This window comes from Neorhizobium sp. JUb45 (genome assembly GCF_004343585.1).
In the GTDB taxonomy this organism is placed as follows: Bacteria; Pseudomonadota; Alphaproteobacteria; order Rhizobiales; family Rhizobiaceae; genus Neorhizobium.
The window spans coordinates 141,181-159,915 of the sequence record NZ_SLYW01000006.1; the positions used below are offsets into that span (position 1 = coordinate 141,181).

Annotated in this window: 17 protein-coding genes and 1 pseudogene; 14 read left to right on the forward strand and 4 right to left on the reverse strand. The window is 58.5% G+C overall.

All coding sequences use genetic code 11. From position 1 onward, the window contains the following. Positions 1 to 309: 309 nt before the first annotated feature. The 3 genes and pseudogenes from EDF70_RS30215 (at position 310) to EDF70_RS21875 (ending at position 1,450) form a co-directional block, all read left to right on the forward strand. Positions 310 to 501: pseudogene (locus EDF70_RS30215) on the forward strand (CsbD family protein). Between the two features lie 119 nt (positions 502 to 620). Beyond that, entirely contained in the window at positions 621 to 869 is a 249-nt protein-coding gene (locus tag EDF70_RS30220; protein WP_207908289.1) for a DUF982 domain-containing protein, read from the forward strand. Positions 870 to 997: 128 nt separating this feature from the next. Continuing rightward, positions 998 to 1,450: a PRC-barrel domain-containing protein gene (locus tag EDF70_RS21875; protein WP_132277888.1), complete on the forward strand. Its 453-nt coding sequence runs from the start codon at positions 998 to 1,000 to the stop codon at positions 1,448 to 1,450. A 421-nt stretch (positions 1,451 to 1,871) separates the two neighbouring features. On the opposite strand, the gene EDF70_RS21880 is transcribed toward EDF70_RS21875, so the two are convergent. The 3 genes from EDF70_RS21880 to EDF70_RS21890 are packed head-to-tail and all read right to left on the reverse strand — an operon-like array spanning position 1,872 to position 5,688. Beyond that, positions 1,872 to 2,918 (reverse strand): glutathione synthase, encoded by a 1,047-nt coding sequence (locus EDF70_RS21880; RefSeq protein WP_132277890.1) that lies wholly within the window; start codon positions 2,916 to 2,918, stop codon positions 1,872 to 1,874. Next, complete coding sequence (locus EDF70_RS21885) at positions 2,918 to 4,807, reverse strand: flavohemoglobin expression-modulating QEGLA motif protein (RefSeq protein ID WP_132277892.1); 1,890 nt, start codon at positions 4,805 to 4,807, stop codon at positions 2,918 to 2,920. The genes EDF70_RS21880 and EDF70_RS21885 overlap by 1 nt, the downstream gene beginning before the upstream one ends. After that, positions 4,804 to 5,688, reverse strand: a complete 885-nt coding sequence (locus tag EDF70_RS21890; protein ID WP_132277894.1) for an N-formylglutamate amidohydrolase — start codon at positions 5,686 to 5,688, stop codon at positions 4,804 to 4,806. Before EDF70_RS21890 ends, EDF70_RS21885 begins: the two co-directional genes overlap by 4 nt. A 400-nt stretch (positions 5,689 to 6,088) precedes the next feature. Between EDF70_RS21890 and EDF70_RS21895 the strand changes: the two genes are divergently transcribed. Next, the gene (locus EDF70_RS21895) at positions 6,089 to 6,388 is read left to right on the forward strand and encodes a hypothetical protein (protein WP_132277896.1); all 300 of its coding nucleotides are present in this window, start codon (positions 6,089 to 6,091) and stop codon (positions 6,386 to 6,388) included. Between the two features lie 547 nt (positions 6,389 to 6,935). Here the strand turns inward: EDF70_RS21895 and EDF70_RS21900 are convergent. Then, positions 6,936 to 7,367 (reverse strand): OsmC family protein, encoded by a 432-nt coding sequence (locus EDF70_RS21900; protein ID WP_132277898.1) that lies wholly within the window; start codon positions 7,365 to 7,367, stop codon positions 6,936 to 6,938. Positions 7,368 to 7,616: 249 nt separating this feature from the next. Here EDF70_RS21900 and paoA point away from each other — a divergent pair, with 249 nt between their 5' ends. The 10 genes from paoA to EDF70_RS21950 all read left to right on the forward strand — a co-directional run bounded on the left by paoA (position 7,617) and on the right by EDF70_RS21950 (position 18,724). Next, positions 7,617 to 8,273: an aldehyde dehydrogenase iron-sulfur subunit PaoA gene (gene paoA, locus EDF70_RS21905; protein WP_132278057.1), complete on the forward strand. Its 657-nt coding sequence runs from the start codon at positions 7,617 to 7,619 to the stop codon at positions 8,271 to 8,273. Beyond that, positions 8,270 to 9,220, forward strand: a complete 951-nt coding sequence (locus tag EDF70_RS21910) for a xanthine dehydrogenase family protein subunit M (protein ID WP_132277900.1) — start codon at positions 8,270 to 8,272, stop codon at positions 9,218 to 9,220. Before paoA ends, EDF70_RS21910 begins: the two co-directional genes overlap by 4 nt. 4 nt (positions 9,221 to 9,224) lie before the next feature. Continuing rightward, positions 9,225 to 11,423 (forward strand): aldehyde oxidoreductase molybdenum-binding subunit PaoC, encoded by a 2,199-nt coding sequence (gene paoC, locus EDF70_RS21915; RefSeq protein ID WP_132277902.1) that lies wholly within the window; start codon positions 9,225 to 9,227, stop codon positions 11,421 to 11,423. Then, on the forward strand, positions 11,413 to 12,372 hold the full coding sequence (locus tag EDF70_RS21920) for an XdhC family protein (RefSeq protein ID WP_245519284.1): 960 nt from the start codon (positions 11,413 to 11,415) through the stop codon (positions 12,370 to 12,372). The genes paoC and EDF70_RS21920 overlap by 11 nt, the downstream gene beginning before the upstream one ends. After that, positions 12,365 to 13,051 carry a nucleotidyltransferase family protein gene (locus tag EDF70_RS21925; RefSeq protein WP_132277904.1) on the forward strand — a complete coding sequence of 229 codons (687 nt, stop codon included), beginning with the start codon at positions 12,365 to 12,367 and terminating at the stop codon, positions 13,049 to 13,051. Before EDF70_RS21920 ends, EDF70_RS21925 begins: the two co-directional genes overlap by 8 nt. 73 nt (positions 13,052 to 13,124) lie before the next feature. Continuing rightward, entirely contained in the window at positions 13,125 to 14,141 is a 1,017-nt protein-coding gene (gene coxB, locus EDF70_RS21930; RefSeq protein WP_281033630.1) for a cytochrome c oxidase subunit II, read from the forward strand. Continuing rightward, positions 14,141 to 16,654 carry a cytochrome c oxidase subunit I gene (gene ctaD, locus EDF70_RS21935; protein WP_132277908.1) on the forward strand — a complete coding sequence of 838 codons (2,514 nt, stop codon included), beginning with the start codon at positions 14,141 to 14,143 and terminating at the stop codon, positions 16,652 to 16,654. Before coxB ends, ctaD begins: the two co-directional genes overlap by 1 nt. Next, entirely contained in the window at positions 16,651 to 17,034 is a 384-nt protein-coding gene (locus tag EDF70_RS21940) for a hypothetical protein (protein WP_132277910.1), read from the forward strand. Before ctaD ends, EDF70_RS21940 begins: the two co-directional genes overlap by 4 nt. Continuing rightward, on the forward strand, positions 17,031 to 17,675 hold the full coding sequence (locus tag EDF70_RS21945; protein ID WP_132277912.1) for a cytochrome c oxidase assembly protein: 645 nt from the start codon (positions 17,031 to 17,033) through the stop codon (positions 17,673 to 17,675). The genes EDF70_RS21940 and EDF70_RS21945 overlap by 4 nt, the downstream gene beginning before the upstream one ends. Then, positions 17,672 to 18,724: a c-type cytochrome gene (locus tag EDF70_RS21950; RefSeq protein ID WP_132277914.1), complete on the forward strand. Its 1,053-nt coding sequence runs from the start codon at positions 17,672 to 17,674 to the stop codon at positions 18,722 to 18,724. Before EDF70_RS21945 ends, EDF70_RS21950 begins: the two co-directional genes overlap by 4 nt. The last annotated feature ends 11 nt before the right edge of the window (positions 18,725 to 18,735 follow it).

The window sequence follows — 18,735 nt, forward strand, 5'->3', positions numbered from 1 at the left end:
AATCGGGATGAGGCAGCACAGGTTCCCTTTTAAAATTGACTGCGCGCACACGGGAAGCAGGTCAGGAACTTCTGAGAAGCTGTCGCATTGGCGCTTCAGATAAAAGACAAACCAATGAACCTCACGCGTCCTATCGCCCGGTACACGCTCGAAAAGCTGCAGGAAAGACACGCGCTGAGTATGCCGCAAGCCGTCAATGTCATGGAGAAGTTCGGAGCGGAGAAGGGTCGGATTGACCGGTTCATGCGCCATTGCGATCGACATCGGGGCGGTAAAAGGTGGCGGAATAAATCCAAAGCCTGATGTTTTGTGGACCGCGTCGAACGCAACTGGAAGCAGGTCACGGGCTGGCCGAGTTCAAAGTCAGGGAACAGTGGAGCAAGCTCACTGATGACGGCCTTGAGGACATTGATGGCAAACGCGACCAGCCAGACGGAAAAATCGGGCACCTTCACGATTACCAGAAGGACCAGATCGCCAAAGGGCATCGACGATCGGTAAGGCCGTCAGACTTGGTAAACCATGTTCGTCAAACACCGCTTCGGCGAGGCTTTTTTCTGGAACGCATTTCCTGCCTGTTCGTTCTAGACGGCCATCATCCTCAAGGAAACGTAATCCGAATGTCTGCAATTTTATGGGATAAGCCCGTCAGCGCGAATGGGCTCCTGTTTTTTGGTCCTCTTGAAGCACTGGTATTTCTCAAAACCACCTTGTCGGAACGCGCCGACCTTCACTATCGGCTGGCATGCTCGATGATGAACGATGCCGTGAACGGTCGTGCCTCCCCTGACGAGGCACGCGAAATTTTTGAAGCTGTTGTTGCTGAGACGTGCGACGAACACCGCGGCGAGGTGCTTCTAGCCTGCTGAAAAATTGGCGTTGCGAACAGGCGACCCAGTCAATTCTCTTTGCATTTTTTCAAGGAACCAAAGTGGGACGCGTTCGTTTTCAGCCGCCACGAAAATTCGTGATTACAATGGCATACGAGGAAACACGCATGAAAACGATTATCGCCGCAGCACTGACTTTCGCCGTCATGGGTGCCTCTGCATACGCGCAGCAGCCTGCGGCCTCGGCAGCATCTGGCGCCGACGCGACGATTGTCGGCCCGGGTATTACGATGGGCAAGGCAGCCGCCATGCCGCTCAAGTATGTCGAGATCAAAGATACCGATCTTGTGACGTCAAAGCTCGTCGGTATCAACATCTATAACAAGGCCAACGAAGAGATCGGCGAGATTTCTGACGTTGTTGTCGGCAATGGCAAGTCGGTCATTGGCATCATCGCCAGCGTCGGTGGCTTCCTCGGGTTGGGCAGCAGCTACGTTGTGATCGATCCGGCCTCTCTGGCAATCGCCGACGATAACGGCACTTGGAAGGCCTATGTCGACACGAACAAGGAAGATCTGTCGGCCGCACCGAAGTTCGATTACGACAAGATGAAGAAGTAAGATCATCAACCTTGTCTTTGCCGGCTACCACGGATGGACTGGGGCAGGCTGAGACATGCGAAAGGGCCGGGCGAGAGATCGTCGCGGCCCTTATCCTTTGAGGAAATACCATCGGCGGCGGTCGTGGCGGTTTTCTTGGTGTTTGGTCGCCGCGGACAGGTAAAGGTGCCCGCCTGGCATTTCGCTGCCCGCAGCGAGAAATCAGAAAAACCGCTGCGTTCACCATCTCCTTCATGTCTGATTGGTACGCTGCGAACCACCGCGACTGGGCGATGTTGGTGTCGAAAACGGAGCGTGAGACGCGGCCGCTTTGCAGTTTTGGCTTTGCAGTCTTGAAAGAGAGGCAAGCGATAAGGTTATAGCATCAGGGGAGGATTGTTTGCCGCGACGAACTCTCGTTATTGGTCGCGGCAGACCTCATTCACAACGTCGCCAGCGCCCTGTTGTCGATCTTTCCAGCGTAGTTCCTGCGCATCTCGACTTTCTGTTCGAGCGCGATGATGACGTCGACGGAAAGATCCACGCCGTGCAGTTCGGCAATATCCGGCAGTCCGCCCGGAGTGAACACGTTGATCTCGAGGATCTTGTCGCCAACAATGTCCAGCCCGACCAGGAACATGCCGTCGCCAATCAGCTTGGGGCGAACCGTTTCCGCAACCTCGAGAATTTTGGGAGTGATTTCGGCCGGAGCTGCGGTGCCCGCTACGTGCATGTTTGAACGAACCTCACCCTTTGCCGGAACGCGACGCAGGGCAGCGTAGGCGCCGTCTCGTTGCAGAGGGCGCCCGTTCATCAGAAACAGCCTTATGTCACCTGCCGTCGCATCCGGAAGGTAGCCCTGAGCAATCAGATATCCCTCGCCGCTGACGGCCTCGAAAATCTGGTTCAGATTGGCTTCCTTGCTTGAAGCGATCTTGAAGACGTTCTTACCCCCAGAACCCTGAAGAGGTTTCAGAATGGCGCCCTGTTTCTGCTCGTCGATGAATGCCCTGATCTCCTCGATGCTTTTGGAGATCAGGGTTTTCGGCCGGACCTTTTCCGGGAAATCCTGAAAATAAAGTTTGTTTTGCGCGCGGGCGAGACCATCGGGATCATTGACGGTCAGGACACCCCGATCGGCTGCGAGTCGGCCGAACAGGATGCCGGCATGGGCTGCCCAAGGGCGCTCATCGGCATCCTGCGAGGGATCGTTGCGCAGGAATAACACGTCGATCTCTTCCACCGGGATCGTCTCGACCTTTGCCTGATCGCTTTGGAGCGCGGCAATGAACGCATCTGCATTTTTAGCCTTCGCACCTTTGACCGCCGTGGCTCGAACCATCAGGCTGTCATCCGGGCGCAGGATAAAATCGCCGGGGGTTAGGTAGCAGACCTCATGACCACGGGCGAGGGCAGACAATGCCAGCGCAGTCGTGGTGAAGAATCCGGCCTCATCGGTAATCGAATTCACGAAAAAAGCGATGCGCATCACGTCTCCAGTTCCTGTATCATGTCGATTGGGCGCATACCCGCCTTGGCCACAGCCAGCCGGGAGCGTCCGTGTTCTGTTTCGAGAAAAAGCGGGCGAACCGCTGGCAGTCGCAGCAGCCCGCGTTCGGCCAGTTCTTGCATGACGGTGAAGTGCGATGCGGCGATCTTGCCCATCCAGAAGGGTTCCAGCGCGCCGCCGGCCCTTAGGTGGTCGAGCAAGGCGAGCAGCCCGCGGAGGTAGATCGCGTCCTTGGCAAGGCCACCGCCCCGATAAAGCCTCAGCACGAGGTTGAAGGCGGCGGGTGATGAAAATCCGTACTTGTCCTTCATTGTCGAATAGGTCTGCGAAAATGTCGCGCCGTCCAGCATGGAAGCGCACCCGACGACACGCGCGGCGATCAGTCTCAAGCGAGCAGGTGTCATGCCTCCCGATAAGTATTCTGCGAAGACCGCCAGTCCCTCTTGCATGCCCTCGTAACCAGCAAGTCCGGTGCGAAAAAGCCGCAGGCCCTGCGCAGATCCGTTAAAATAGGTGAGCAGGTGAACACCAACCTCATGCGACAGCAAAGGATCGACTCGTCGCTTGTCCATCAGGGTTGCACGCGAGATCAGGAGCCTGTTTCCCGAAACCATCAGGCCTGAGGGCAGGTCATCGCGCAGTTCGACGGAAACATCGAAGTCGTTGAGTTGCTCTTGATAGGCAGAGACCATCTCCAGCGCTCTGGATTCGACGTAACCACTATCGGCGATCGCGCCATCCTTGCTTCCGTCATCGCTGCCATCAACTTCGATATCGGCGAGATGCGCAAGGATGATCCTGGCTTCGTTGAGAAGCGATGGCTCTACCGGCCCGTAGAGCGCCCGCCCAAATTCGATGAACCGCGGCTTCTGGCGGGAGGCCAGAAGGGACAGTTGCAGGTCGAGTTCCTGCTGCTTCTCGCGATAGAGCTGGTAAAGAACGGGGTCTTCGAGATGATCGAAGGAAATCGAATAAAGCTTCCGTTTCGCGGCTTCGATCTGGAGTGTCAGCGGGCGATAGAGAAAGGCGGGGCGCTCACCACTCGCCTTGAATGTCTCGTACGCAGCTTCTGCGTTGATCGGCGTGACGGCAAGCAGGAAATCAAATGCCGAGGCGACCTCGTCGATGCTTCGATCGACGCGCGTGACGGCATCGACAAAGGCTTTCCGGCCTAACGCCCTGTGGGTCTTGGGTTGGAGAATTTTTTCCGATTCCACGAAGGATGCCATCGCCCTCAGGCCGGCATCAAAAAGCATTGCGACAAGCTGTTCGCGCAGCTCCGGGAAAATGTCCTGCGTGCCAACTTGTCGGTAAACGGGTGCAAACCGGACGGCCATCGTGGAGAGATGTAATACGCGGCCCAGTGCTACGTCGTCACGGGATGGAGGCGTTCTCACGCGTTCAACCTTCGGTGTCCGAAACCGGGCCTCACTGTGGCTGATCGCTGCGGAAAAGCATTCTGCGGCCTGCACCATATCATCGCTCGACCAGATTGCGATTTCGAACGGTGGCAGGAAGGGCGCGTCTTTGGTCAGGAAGCGATCCTGCGTCAGCTCGCCGATATCGAAAACCACAAATGAACCAAAGCGTTTGCGCATGGCGCCGGCAACGGCATCAATCACCACAAGAGCCGCGGCAGCATGGGGCGCAATCAGATAGGATGCGTTTGCCTGGGCGATGTCACGCGCAACCGGCTCAGCGCCGTCCTCGGCAATGTGGACGCAGATGAATGGTAGCGGTCGGTCGATATGAAGTCGACCGCCCCCCGGCAGGTCTCGCCGGACCGATTTGGCCTCTTCAAGGCAGGAAATGATCTCGTCCAGCCATCCGTTATCGGCATAGGCGTTTGCGACCGGAGTACCGCTCATGACCGCGCTTCCAGCGTTTTTTCGAGAATGGGGACAGCAGTTGCGATTGCGTTACGAAGTCGGTCGAGAGTTTCGACATCGGGTTTGCCTGTCCACTCATCCATGAAAAATTTCTTGAACTCGACCGCAATGGCACAACCAGTTTTCTTGAAATGCTCGTGTACGAACCGCGTCTGTTCACCCTTGCCCTGGAACGCTACATTTTCTCTCACATCAAGCGGACGGCCGTTGACCTGAAACGAGCTAAGATGAGCGATCAGTGCATCGACGATTGGCCGCCAGCGCTCCTGATCCATGGAGAAGGTGCCGATATTGACGTCAGGAGCGGACGCCTGTTGCGTCGGTGCCGCGTCTGGACCATCACGACGATGATTGTAGCTGTGTATGTCCAGGAGGACGAAGCGGCCAAACTCTTGCTCAAGGCTCCGGAGCGTCGTGTGAAGCGTCTCATAGTACGCATCGTGGATTCGCAACGATGCGTCCAGGATTGCAGGTGGCAGAATCCCTGACCAGACCTTCAGCCCCCACGCCTGTTCGGGGGACAGGTAGATCGCACCCTTGCGGTCACGGTTGAGATCCACTTCGAACCGTGAACGATGAAAGACGATGCGGTTGTCCACGTCGCGGATCATATAGGCGGTATATGGATCCTCTTCTCGCAGTCTTTCGTCAGAGGTCAGCGCATACTGATCTGCCAGATCGGTGCGGACGCAATGCCCTTCGTGAATGGCTGTGGCAATAACAGGTGATGAGCCTCGCTCGATGCTCCAAAGGGCGCGCGTTTCGTGTAGAAGTGGGTCTCGAAGTGCAAGAGCCCGTTGCCCCGGTCCGGTCTCCGGGGAACATTCGGCTGCGTGTTTCGATCCGGCGGCGTCTGTCATGCATATTTCTCCCGTGTGGCTGACAACGCACGGGGGCTCTCTTTGTTACGAATGACGCTCGGTTTTTCCATATTTAACCGGTTCGTTCGCCAACAGGCGGTGGCGATGTCGTGAGTTGCAATGTCGTTGGCGGCTGCGGATAACAGCAGCGAAAGCCATGTTCTCGATACGGCCACGGGCAAGTCCGGCAGCCGTGGTTGTATTTCTCACGCACGATGCAGCCGGCAAAATGATAAAGGTTGGTGCACGGGACCGGAAACACTGTTCATCACGGGGTGCCGAGCAGAATGGCGCGAACCGGCAACTTGTAATATTCATGACTTCTAATAGGTTAATGCGAGCTTGACTACAAAATCGCTCCAGGCGTGACATCTGTCTCGGCTGATCTATTTCGGTAACCATGAACAAACATGATGGTTGGCTCAAGGCTGCAGGCGATGCGTGCAGCTTCATGCGCATGTATGCGCTCGCACTGGAAATCTCGACTGAGGCTAAAGAACAGCACGTTCGCCGAGCCTCGACAGATGTCGTTTCCGTACTCGAAGGCGTTATCGACAGGCCCATTGCTGATGCCAGAAAACTAAAGGAAGCACGGCGGCTATTCACGGTGATGATCGCACATCTCTGCGATCAGAATGAATGGACAAAGCCGCCAACGCGGACCAGCTTTACACTCAAGATGTCGATGAGATCTCGCTGACGCCGTCGGTATCTAAAAAAGAAACGTTGGGGGCCGTCGTTAACAGGCGCGCCGGCAAACCAAAAACCACCTACATTTGAAAGGCTGGTTTGCCACCGTCGCCGATGGCAAAGTGGAGCTGAGATGTGCCTGAACCCAAGTCAAGCGGATATCATCGACCCGTTAATTTTGTAGCGCACGCCCTGCCGATTATAAAAGCCGGCAATTGCCCATATCGGACGGGCCCAACCCGGTCAGAGCGTCCCCATGAATACGAGACGTTGTGCACGAACATGTCCTATGGGGCCGACATCTATTCCATGACCCGCTTTACGAAGGGGGACTCAGTGTCGGTGCATCATCTGCCGCGTGATGCGAAATTGCTGATCGAGTTGCCGGAGCCTATCCAGATTCACTGGATACTGGTCGATTTTCAGAATCTTCGCTGATTGAGCTTTTCGGGGATCATAGTTCTTGGTGGCTACGGTGCCTGAGCAAATGAGGGTGCCGGCTGGAGCCGTGCCTATTATTAAAGGCGACCAGACCCGAGGCCCGATCGCCTCTTTCGTCAAGAAAACGAAACAGTGAGGCTGATCGGCACGGCCGCCAATGCCTTTGAAACAGGACATCCGGCCTTCGCTTTTTCCGCCAGTTCCTTGAAGTTCGCCTCATCTGTGCCAGGAACAGTGCCTGTGAGATCAAGCTTGATCGCTGTAATACCGAAGCCGTCTCCGACCTTGTCGAGCGTCACCGTCGCCTTGGTATCGAGTGCGGTCGCCGTAAACCCGGCTTCACCGAGAATTTTCGACAGGGCCATGGTAAAGCAGGCAGCGTGTGCTGCGCCGATCAACTCTTCCGGGTTGCTGCCCGGCACGCCTTCAAAACGGGTATTGAAACCGTAAGGCTGTGCCTTCAGCGCGCCGCTCTCGGTCGAGATTTCGCCCTTGCCGTCCTTGATGCCGCCAACCCAGTGTGCAGAACCGCTTTTATTGATCGCCATGATCTTCTCCTCGTTTGTCGGTTGAGATGGTTCAACGGAACAGGGCGAGGGATCGTTCCTCATCCCTTGATGTTCTTCACGCGATATCAGCGGCGGCCAGAGCTGAAGCGTCATTTATGAATGAGACGCATAGGGCCTTGCCGACATCCGTGCCTAATCGTTTCGGAACGAGGCCCTAGCTTGAACCGTATTGGTTGATGCGAGACGCGCGCGATGCTGCGCGGTCGGCGCTCTGATACAGAGGTGAACATGACTAACCCGGTTCAAATGGAACTTTCACGCCGAGACCTGCTTATCTCGTCAGCCGCGACGATTGCGGCGAGCGGAACCGTCGCCAGTCCCATAGCGGCGCAATCGATGGGGAACGACATGGATTACAGAACCAGTACAAATTACAAAACCCAGGTGTCATTTACGGTGAATGGCGAGAAGCAGCAGTTGAACGTCGATAACCGCACGACGCTTCTCGATGCGCTGCGCGAACATCTTCATCTGACTGGGACCAAGAAGGGCTGCGACCACGGACAGTGCGGTGCCTGTACCGTTCTCATCGATGGCAGACGCATCAATGCCTGTCTGACGCTTGCCGTCATGCATGAAGGCGACAATGTGACGACGATCGAAGGACTGGGCGCGCCGGGCGATCTTCACCCGATGCAGGCGGCATTTGTCAAACATGACGGGTTTCAGTGCGGTTATTGTACGCCCGGCCAGATCTGTTCCGCCGTGGCGGCGCTGGAAGAGATCAAAACCAATATCCCCAGCCACGCCACAACCGATTTGATGCAGCAGGCGGAAATTTCGGACGCAGAAATTCGCGAACGGATGAGCGGAAATCTCTGTCGATGCGGGGCGTACTCCAACATCCTCGACGCCATTGTCGAGGTTGCGGAGGCACGCCCATGAAATCCTTCACCTATGAACGCGCCTCGACAGCAGAGGCAGCAGCGCAGGCCGCCGCCAAAAATTCCGGCGCCAAATTTATCGCCGGCGGCACCAATCTTCTCGATTTGATGAAGCTGGAGATCGAGACGCCGCAGCATCTCATCGATGTCAACGGCATCGGGCTCGACAGGATCGAGGCGACACCTGAGGGCGGGCTGCGGATCGGCGCGCTGGTGCGCAATACCGATCTGGCCGCAAATGAAACCGTCCGGCGGGATTACGGGCTTCTGTCGCGCGCGCTGGTGGCCGGCGCTTCCGGCCAGCTTCGCAACAAGGCAACCACCGCCGGAAATCTGCTGCAACGGACGCGATGTCCTTATTTCTACGACCCGAACCAGCCCTGCAACAAAAGGCAGGCAGGGTCGGGTTGTTCGGCCATTGGCGGTGTGACACGCCAGCTTGGGGTGATCGGCACGAGCGATGCCTGTATCGCCACGCATCCGAGCGACATGGCGGTCGCCATGCGGGCGCTCGATGCCGAGGTCGAAACGGTGAAAAGCGACGGTTCGACGCGATCGATACCGATTGCCAATTTTCACCGCCTGCCGGGTGACACGCCGCATGTCGAGACGGCACTTGAAGACGGTGAGTTCATCACGGCCGTCGTGTTGCCGAAACCAGTTGGCGGCAAGCACATATATCGAAAGGTGCGCGACCGGGCATCCTATGCGTTCGCGCTGGTTTCCATTGCGGCCGTAATACAGGCTGATGGGAGAGGGCGTGTCGCCGTGGGTGGCGTGGCGCCAAGGCCATGGCGCGTTGAGGAGGCAGATGCTGAACTGACGAAAGGTGCAAGAGCAACATCCGGCATTCTGCTCGATGGAGCACGTCCCACCGACGATAACCGGTTCAAGATCGATCTGGTCGAGCGCACGCTCGGTGCCGTGATCGCAGAAGCAAAGGGGTAAGGCCATGCAGTTCGACACACCGGCAACGACCAATCCGATCGACCGGATGAAGGTCGTGGGCAAACCGATCCACCGCATCGACGGACAGCTGAAGACGACCGGCCGCGCCAAATATGCCTATGAGTGGCATGACGCCGATATCGCATATGCATACGGTTACCCCGTCGGCTCCGCCATCGCCAAGGGCCGCATCACCTCGATGGATACTTCGGCCGCCAAGGCTGCTCCTGGCGTTCTGGCGGTCGTGACAACACTTGACGTCGGGGATCTGAAGAAGGGGCAGTTCAATACTGCAAACCTTTTTGGCGGATCACAGATCCAGCATTATCATCAGGCGGTCGCCGTCGTTGTTGCCGAAACGTTCGAGCAGGCCCGTTCCGCTGCGTCTCTGATCAAGGTCGATTACGCGGAAGAAAAAGGCTTTTTCGATCTGGAGGTCGCGGCAGAAAAGGCTGTGAAACCGGATGAATCGCAAGAACCGGACAGTGCTGTCGGTGATTTCGATGCCGCTTTCCGCACCGCACCGGTGACACTCGATGCGCGATATGCGACCCCGGATCAGTCGCATGCGATGATGGAACCGCACGCGTCGATCGCTGCCTGGAATGGTGACGAGGTGACCTTGTGGACATCGAGCCAGATGATCGACTGGTGGCGCGGCGATTTCGCACAGACGCTCGGCATCGAGAAGGACAAGGTGCATCTGATGTCGCCCTTCATCGGTGGAGGGTTCGGTGGAAAGCTGTTTTTGCGTGTCGATGCGGTTCTGGCTGCCTTCGGAGCCAAGGCCTGCGGGCGTCCCGTCAAGGTCGCGCTGCCGCGTCCGTTCATTGCAAACAATACGACGCATCGCCCGGCGACGCTGCAGCGCATCCGTATCGGCGCGCAGCGGGATGGAAAGATCACCGCCATCGGCCACGAAAGCTGGTCGGGCAATCTGCCGGACGGATCACTGGAAACCGCCGTCATGCAGACCCGGCTTCTTTATGCCGGGGAAAACCGTATGACCGCGATGCGGCTTGCCGCGCTTGATCTGCCGGAAGGCAATGCCATGCGTGCGCCGGGCGAAGCGCCCGGCCTGATGGCGCTCGAAATCGCCATCGACGAGATGGCGGAGAAACTCGGGATCGACCCAATCGAATTCCGCATCATCAACGATACGCAGGTTGATCCGGAAAATCCCGAGCGGCCATTTTCCCACCGCGATCTGATCGGTTGTCTCAAGCTGGGTGCTGAACGTTTCGGGTGGGATTCCCGCAAGGCGCCGGCCACGCGTCGCGAAGGAAACTGGATGATCGGCCTTGGTGTGGCAGCAGCGTTCCGCAACAATCTCGTCCTGCCATCCGGTGCGCGTGTGCGGCTTGGCAGCGACGGGATCGTCACCGTCGAAACCGACATGACCGATATCGGCACGGGCAGCTATACGATCATTGCCCAGACTGCCGCCGAAATGATGGGCGTTGATGTCGACAGAGTGGCCGTGCAGCTCGGGGATTCGCGTTTCCCCGTCTCCGCCGGCTCCGGCGGACAGTTCGGTGCCAACTCCTCGACGTCCGGTGTTTACGCCGCCTGCATCAAGCTGCGGGAAGCGGTTGCCCGAAAACTCGGCTTCAATTCCGCCGACGTGATTTTCGAAGACGGCAACGTCCGTTCCGGCAACAGGACTGTGCCACTGGCGGAAGCCGCAGGCGTGGACGGTCTGGTCGGCGAGGACACGATGACCTGGGGCGATCTGACCGAGACCCATCAGCAATCGACCTTTGGCGGGCATTTTGTCGAGGTCGGCGTCGATGTCGTGACAGGCGAAACCCGTATCTTCCGCATGCTGGCTGTCTGTGCGGCTGGTCGTATCCTTAACCCGATCACGGCGCGCAGCCAGATGATCGGGGCAATGACGATGGGGGTGGGCGGTGCGCTGTTGGAAGAGCTCTCGGTCGATACCCGTCGTGGCTTTTTCGTCAATCATGATCTCGCCGGTTACGAAATTCCGGTCCACGCCGATATCCCGCATCAGGAGGTCATTTTCCTGGATGAGACCGATCCCTATTCCTCGCCGATGAAGGCAAAGGGTGTGGGCGAACTTGGTCTGTGTGGCGTGGCCGCCGCGATTGCCAACGCGATCTACAATGCCACGGGTGTGCGGGTGCGGGATTATCCGATCACGCTCGATAAGCTGATCGGAGGACTACCGGATGTTGCTTGAAGACGCCATGGCGGCAGAACCTCCATCACAATTCGCCGACGACAGCGAGAGCAGACCGACACCTTTTCGGGTGGATGTTGGCGACCAACCTGTCGACATCCTCCAGTTTGCTCTCGACGCTTTTGAAACGGGTGGTGTTGCGCTGGCGACGCTGGTGGACATTCGCGGAGGCGCGGCGAGGGCGCTTGGCTCACATGTCGCCATCGCCGCCGATGGTCGTTTCTGTGGCTATGTGTCGGGCGGCTGTGTGGAGACAGCCGTGGCGTCGGAAGCGCTGGTCGCGATTGCCGAAGCCAATGATCGCAGTGTCACCTATGGTGACGGCTCGCCCTTCTTCGATATAGTGCTGCCTTGTGGTGGTGGAATAACGGTTGCGATCCATGTGCTGCGGGATGCCGGACCACTGCGCGACGTTCTCGACCGGGTGGCCGACAGAGCGCCGGCGGCGCTGCGATATTCGCCCGAAAGCCAATCACTCGAACTTTCGGAATGCCTTCTACGCACCTGTTGGCAAGGTGCCGAATTTGTTACGCTTTACTGCCCGGTGACGCGCGTCGTCATTTCCGGAATGAGTATGGAAGCCGAGGCGGTTGCCCGGCTCGCCACGACGTCTCGCTGGGATGTGGTCTTGCCGAATGGCTTTGAAGGTGACCTCGCCAGCATGATGGATGCATTCACGGCCGTCGTGCTGTTGCACCATGATCTCGATGCCGAGGAGCGTGTTCTGGACGTCGCCACGGCATCATCGGCCTTCTATGTCGGGGCTTTGGGAAGTACCCGTACGCACCGGCAGCGCTCGGAGCGGATGCAGAGGCGAGGATTTTCTCGGCAGGACATTGATCGGATCAAGGCGCCGATCGGCATGTTTGGGCCGACACGAGACGCCACGACGCTGGCACTATCGGTGGTCGCGGATATTGCCGCAAGTCGGTTAGCTACCTATGGATGAGATTCCGCAGACGGCCGGGAAGCTCGAAAGCAGCAGATCTCCATCTGTCAGCATTGTCATGCTCGCGGCTGGCCAGTCGAGCCGTATGAAAGAGCAGGGGCACAAGCTTCTGGCACGCTTTGATGGTGTACCGTTTCTCAGGAAATCGGTCCTGTCTGCCATCGGAAGCGATAGCCAGTCCGTCGTGGTCGTCATCGGTGAGCAACACAGTGTGTTGCGGGAAACCATCGCAGATCTGGATATGCGTGTGGTCGAAAATCTCGGATCCGCCTCCGGCCTAGCATCCTCTATTCGTGTTGGGGTGATGGCCGCTGAGCCGGATAAACCGGATGGCGTGTTGATCGCGCTTGCTGACATGCCGGCGATAGAAACCGTACGACTGGATCGGCTTATAGCGGCCTTTCGCGAGCATCAGGGCGAACGTGTCATACGTGCCACGGCGAATGGCAGACCGGGCAATCCGGTGATTTTCCCCTCTTCTTGGTTTGAACGTCTGAAAGGCCTTGCCGGCGACGTCGGAGCGCGCGCACTTCTGAAGGATAACGCCGCCGCCATTGTCGATGTCGAAATCGGTGAGGCAGCGTTTGCTGATGTCGACACACCGGAAGAGCTGATTGCGGCGGGCGGGGTACCTTTTACCGGCAATGCGCAGGGAACTGTTTGTTCAACTGAGAGTTAAGCACCGAATGAACATGTGCGAAACCGACATTCGCGCACCGGCAGGGGTGCTGACATAGATGATGGATGAGCGATTGACCGACCGCTGTCGGCCAACCCGAAACAAACGATTTCCGGTACCGCTCTGTCTGCTCGCACTCGTCCTTTCCGCCTGTCTCATCAGTTCCTGCTCCGGCAGCCATTCCACGCTCGATCCTGCCGGGCCGGAAGCGGCAAAAGTCGCCCAGTTATTCTACGTCATGCTGGCCGGCGGCGCGGTGATCTGGATAGGTCTCGTGGCTGCGTTGATTTATGCGGCGAGCAAGAAGCATGCACATAGCGAGGAGAGTGCCGGTCGCGTCATCCTCTGGGGCGGAGCCGTCATTCCAACCGTCATTCTGTGCGTGCTTCTTTCCTATGGGATGTGGCTGATGCCGGCGATCCGGCCCTGGGTGCCGGATGACCAGCAGGTTCGCCGCATCGAGGTAACCGGCGAACAGTTCTGGTGGCGGGTGCGCTATCTGGATGAAGCAGGCAGGGTGATGTTCGAGACGGGCAACGAGGTGCGCATCCCGGTCGGCGAACCGGCGCATTTTTCGCTCAAGGCCGCAGACGTTATCCATTCCTTCTGGGTGCCGTCACTCGGCGGCAAGATGGACATGATTCCCGGTCGCACCAATCCGCTGACCTTGACGGCCGATAAGGAAGGGACCTATCGCGGTGTCTGTGCCGAATTCTGCGGAGAATCCCATGCACTGATGGCTTTCACCGTGCGCGCTGTCGCACCCGAGGAGCATGAGGCGTGGCTTGCCGAGCGCCGGGATTCCGCTCCGCAGGATGCCGAAGGGCTCGCCGTCTTTCTCAATAACGGCTGCGGCGCCTGCCATGCAATTTCCGGCACGGCGGCCAATGGCCGTATCGGCCCGGACCTGACGGCCTTTGGCGCGCGCGACATGCTGGCGGCCGGAACATTGCCGCATACCGCTGAAGATATTGCGCGCTTCATTGCCGATCCGGGCGAGATCAAGCCGGGTGTGAAGATGCCGCGTTTCGGCATGCTGCCTGAAGACGACATCGAGAAAATTGCAGCCTTCCTGAAGGAGCTCAGGTGATGGTGGAGCTCGGCAATTTTTCGCCCGAAGAGCGGGCAGCGCAGGAAGAGCGGTTGCGCAAGGTGTGGAAGACACCGGGCGGCTGGCGTTACTGGACCTCGGTCAACAATAGCGAGATCGGCCTCTGGTACGGCGTCACAGCCTTTGCCTTCATGTTGTTTGCAGGGGCGCTGGCGCTTCTCATGCGCGCCCAGCTCGCCACACCCAACAATGATCTCGTCTCTGCCGAACTCTACAATCAGGCCTTTACCCTGCATGGCACGGTGATGATGTTCCTGTTTGCCGTGCCGATCTTCGAGGCCGTGGCAATCTTCCTGCTGCCCTCCATGCTGGGCGCACGAGAACTGCCGTTTCCGCGACTGTCGGCCTTCGGCTTCTGGAGCTTTCTGCTCGGCGGCATCTTTGTCTGCGGCTCGATCTTTTTCAACGCCGCACCCAATGCCGGCTGGTTCATGTATCCGCCTTTGGCAACGGACAAGGAATATGCCGGCATCGGTGCGGATATATGGCTGCTCGGCCTGTCTTTCATCGAAGTGGCGTCGATCGCGGCGGCTGTCGAAATCATCGTCGGTATCATGAAGTGCCGCGCTCCCGGAATGCGCATCAACATGATGCCGATGTTCGCCTGGTATCTCCTGATCGTCGCGGGGATGATCCTGTTCGCCTTCCCGCCGCTGATCGCCGGCGACATCCTGTTCGAGATGGAGCGGATGTTTGACTGGCCGTTCTTCGACGTCACGCGTGGCGGTGACCCATTGCTCTGGCAACACCTTTTCTGGATCTTTGGCCACCCGGAAGTCTACATCATCTTCCTGCCCGCCATCGCGCTGATGGCGATGATCGTGCCGACCTTTTCGCAACGGCCCATCGTCGGTTATTCGTGGATCGTGCTGGCGGCCGTCGGAACGGGATTTCTCAGTTTTGGCCTGTGGGTGCATCACATGTTCACCACCGGCCTGCCGCAAATTTCGCTCGCCTTTTTCTCCGCTGCATCGGAAGCGGTGGCAATCCCGACGGGGGTGCAGATTTTTGTGTTCATCGCCACAATGCTGGCTGGTAGGGTGATTTTTTCATTGCCGATGCTGTTCGGTGCCGGGGGGTTGGCAATCTTCATCATTGGAGGTTTGACCGGCGTCATGGTGGCGCTGGCACCTTTCGACTGGCAGGCGCATGACACCTATTTCATCGTCGCCCACCTGCATTATGTGCTGATCGGTGGCATGTTTTTCCCGATCGTCGCCGGTATCTATTATTATTTCCCCTTCGTAACAGGAAAGAAACTCTCGGATGCATGGGGCAAGGTGGCCTTCTGGCTGATGTTTGTCGGCTTCAATGTTGCTTTCTTCCCGATGCATTTTTCCGGGCTTCGCGGCATGCCGCGGCGGGTTTTTACCTACCCGGAGCACTTTGGCTGGGATCTGTTCAATCTCCTGTCTACGATCGGCGCGTTCATCTTTGCTGCCGGGGTTTTGACGTTCGTCATCGATATTTTCCGCCCGAAACCCGAACCGGAGACGCGCAATCTCAACCCCTGGAATGCCGGCACGCTGGAATGGACCAATGATCCGTCCGAGGATTGGGGCATGCGCTCGGTGCCGATCATCACCAGTCGTTATCCACTCTGGGAACAGGAAAACCTGCAGGCCGATATCGAGGCCGGTCGCTATTACCTGCCGGATGCTAAGTCCGGCAAACGCGAGACGCTGGTGACCTCCGTTCTCGATGCCGAACCGATCCAGTGCCTGCGTGTCGGCGGCGTCTCCTACGTGCCGATGATTTCAGCGCTGGCGCTCGGTGGTGTGTTTATTGCGCTCACCTATCACTGGTGGATCCCGACGATCCTCTGCGCCGTCATCACATTCATCGCCATCCTCTGGTGGCTGTGGACGGGCACCGCGCAGATCCCGGAGACGGAAGAGGTCGATGTTGGCCTTGGAAAGACGCTGCCGGTCTATGTGTCCGGTCCGGCCTCGGTGGGCTGGTGGGCGATGTTCATCACCATGGTCGGCGATGGCACCGCCTTTGCCAGCCTGATCTTCGGTTATTTCTTCTACTGGACGGTGCATGACGATTTTACAGCCGGTGCCACCGGGCCGGGTGCGTTCTGGCCGATGGTCGCCCTTGTTCTGTTCGTCACCGCATGGCTTTTGACCATTGCGGCGCGGGCACTTAACGAGAAGGGGCCGGCTGGCTGCCGCATCGCGCTTGGCGCCGGTATACTCGTCACCATCGCCGCCTGCCTCGCAGGGCTTGCAGGGCCATATGTCCATGGCATGGATCCGACCTCAAACGTTTATCCCGCCACGGTCTGGGTGATCGCCCTCTGGACGGTCGTTCATGGCGCGGTGGGCATCGTCATGCAGGCCTACAGTCTTGCCCGCAGTTTTGCCGGTCGCATGACGGCTGAGTATGATCAGGATATCCGCAACGTCACGCTTTACTGGCATTTCATGGCCTTCACCGCGGTCGTCACCTTCGCCGTCCTCGGCCTTTTCCCGATGGTGAGCGCATGAAGAGCTTTATCCCGCGCGAGGTGGAAAGCCTCTGGACCCTGTTTACCGCTCCCACAGTCTGGGCGATCCATTTTGTCGGCTGTTATGCGGCTGTCGCCGTCTATTGCGCCAAGGCCGCCACGCTTGATCTCAGCTTCGAGACCGTGCGGCTGGCGCTTGGTGGCTTCACGATCGTGGCACTCGCGGTCATCGTGCTGTCGGCCTACCTCGCATGGCGGCAATGGAGTTTTGGCGTGCAGGACCCGCCACATGACGAGCCGACGAGAGATGGTCGTACCCTGTTTCAGGGCTATGCGACGTTGCTTCTCTCCGGACTCAGTTTCGTCGCCGTCGTCTATGCTGCCATCCCGCTGCTCTTCATTGCGGAGTGCCAGCGATGAAAACGATTTCACTGATCGCCGGCCTGATCCTGCTGGTGCTCTTGTGGGGCGTGTTGCTGCCTTTCGCCGATCGTTCCTCCTTTGCCATCCATATGATCGCCCATATGGGCGTGGTGGCCGGTGCAGCACCCCTGATTGCTATCGGCCTGTCAGGCGCGCGATTCGACCTTCCGGCACGGTGGCCCTGGTTCTCGCCGATTTTGGCCTCCATCATCGAACTTGTTGCGGTCTGGGCGTGGCATATCCCGGTATTGCGGGTGCTGTCGGAAAATTCCGGTCTGGTGGCGGGGTTGGAGCAGATCATTTTTCTTCTCGCCGGCCTGATCCTCTGGCTGTCCTGTCTCGGAGGCCTTGAGGCGGGAAGAGATGCGCGGCGTCTGGCAGGTGCGGTCGGCCTGTTGTTCACCTCCATGCATATGACGCTTCTCGGTGCGCTGCTCGCCTTGTCGCCGCGCGCGCTCTATGGTTCCGCCGAGGTGACCTGTTTCGGCATTCCGCTCAGCCCGGTCGTTGATCAGCAGGCCGGTGGTGTCATCATGCTGCTGGTGGGAGCGGCGGTTTACCTTGCCGGCGGCGTCTCGTTGCTGGCCAAGACGCTCAATACCGGTATCCCTGCAGTGCCGGGAAGGAGAGGCGAATGACAATCCGCTGGAAGTACCTGATCGTGCTCGCCATCATCGCGCCGCTTCTTGGTCTCGCCTTCGGCTGGTCCGGGCTGATGAGCGTGCGCGCCTCCACCGGTCATTGGGCGATCACCGACTGGTTCCTGCATTGGGTGATGCGCAATTCCGTCTCCGTGCGCGCTGTCGCGCCCGACAAAGCGCCACCGCTGGACGACCCCGCCCTGATCCCGACCGCTGCCGGTCATTTCGAGACCGGCTGTGCCATCTGTCACGGCTCGCCCGCGCAAGGGCGACCGGATTCAGTGATGGCCATGCTGCCGCCGCCGCCGGACCTCAAGACGGTCGTACCTGAATGGTCTGACGGTGAACTGTTCGAAATCGTCAAGCATGGCGTTCGGTTCACCGGCATGCCGGCTTGGCCGACACAGTCGCGCGACGACGAGATCTGGTCGATGGTCGCTTTTCTCAAAAAGCTGCCGGAGATGAATGCGCAGGACTATATCAAGGCTTCCGGGCTGCATGGCATCGGCCATGCGGGTGAGGTATCGCCCCTGCCGATCACTTGCGAAAGCTGCCACGCCGAGAGCAAGCTGAATGATGGCAGCTATATTCCAAGGCTTGCCGGCCAGTCGGAAACCTATCTTCTCAATGCGCTGAAAGCCTACACTGCCGAGGGGCGGCCAAGCGGCATCATGCAGGTGGCAGTCGGCACATTCCCTGCGGAGAGCCTGCCCGAACTTGCTGCCTATTACGCAGGGCAAACGCCGGCCGCTCGAGAAGCCGCGGCTCAGGATCCCGCGCTGATCGAAAAGGGTAAAATGCTGGCCGAGGTCGGGCGGGTTTCGGACAAGGTGCCGGCCTGCCTCAGTTGCCACGACAAGGCCGGCGCCAATCCGGCTTATCCAAAGCTGTCCGGCCAGAATTCCGCCTATCTGCGTCAGCAACTGGCGCTGTTTCAGGCCGGGACCCGAGGTGGATCATCCTATGGGCACCTGATGGTCGATGCGGCTAAGGGGTTTGCGCAGGATGATATCGACGCGCTATCGGCCTATTTCAGCCAGAGATAGAGCCCATCTCA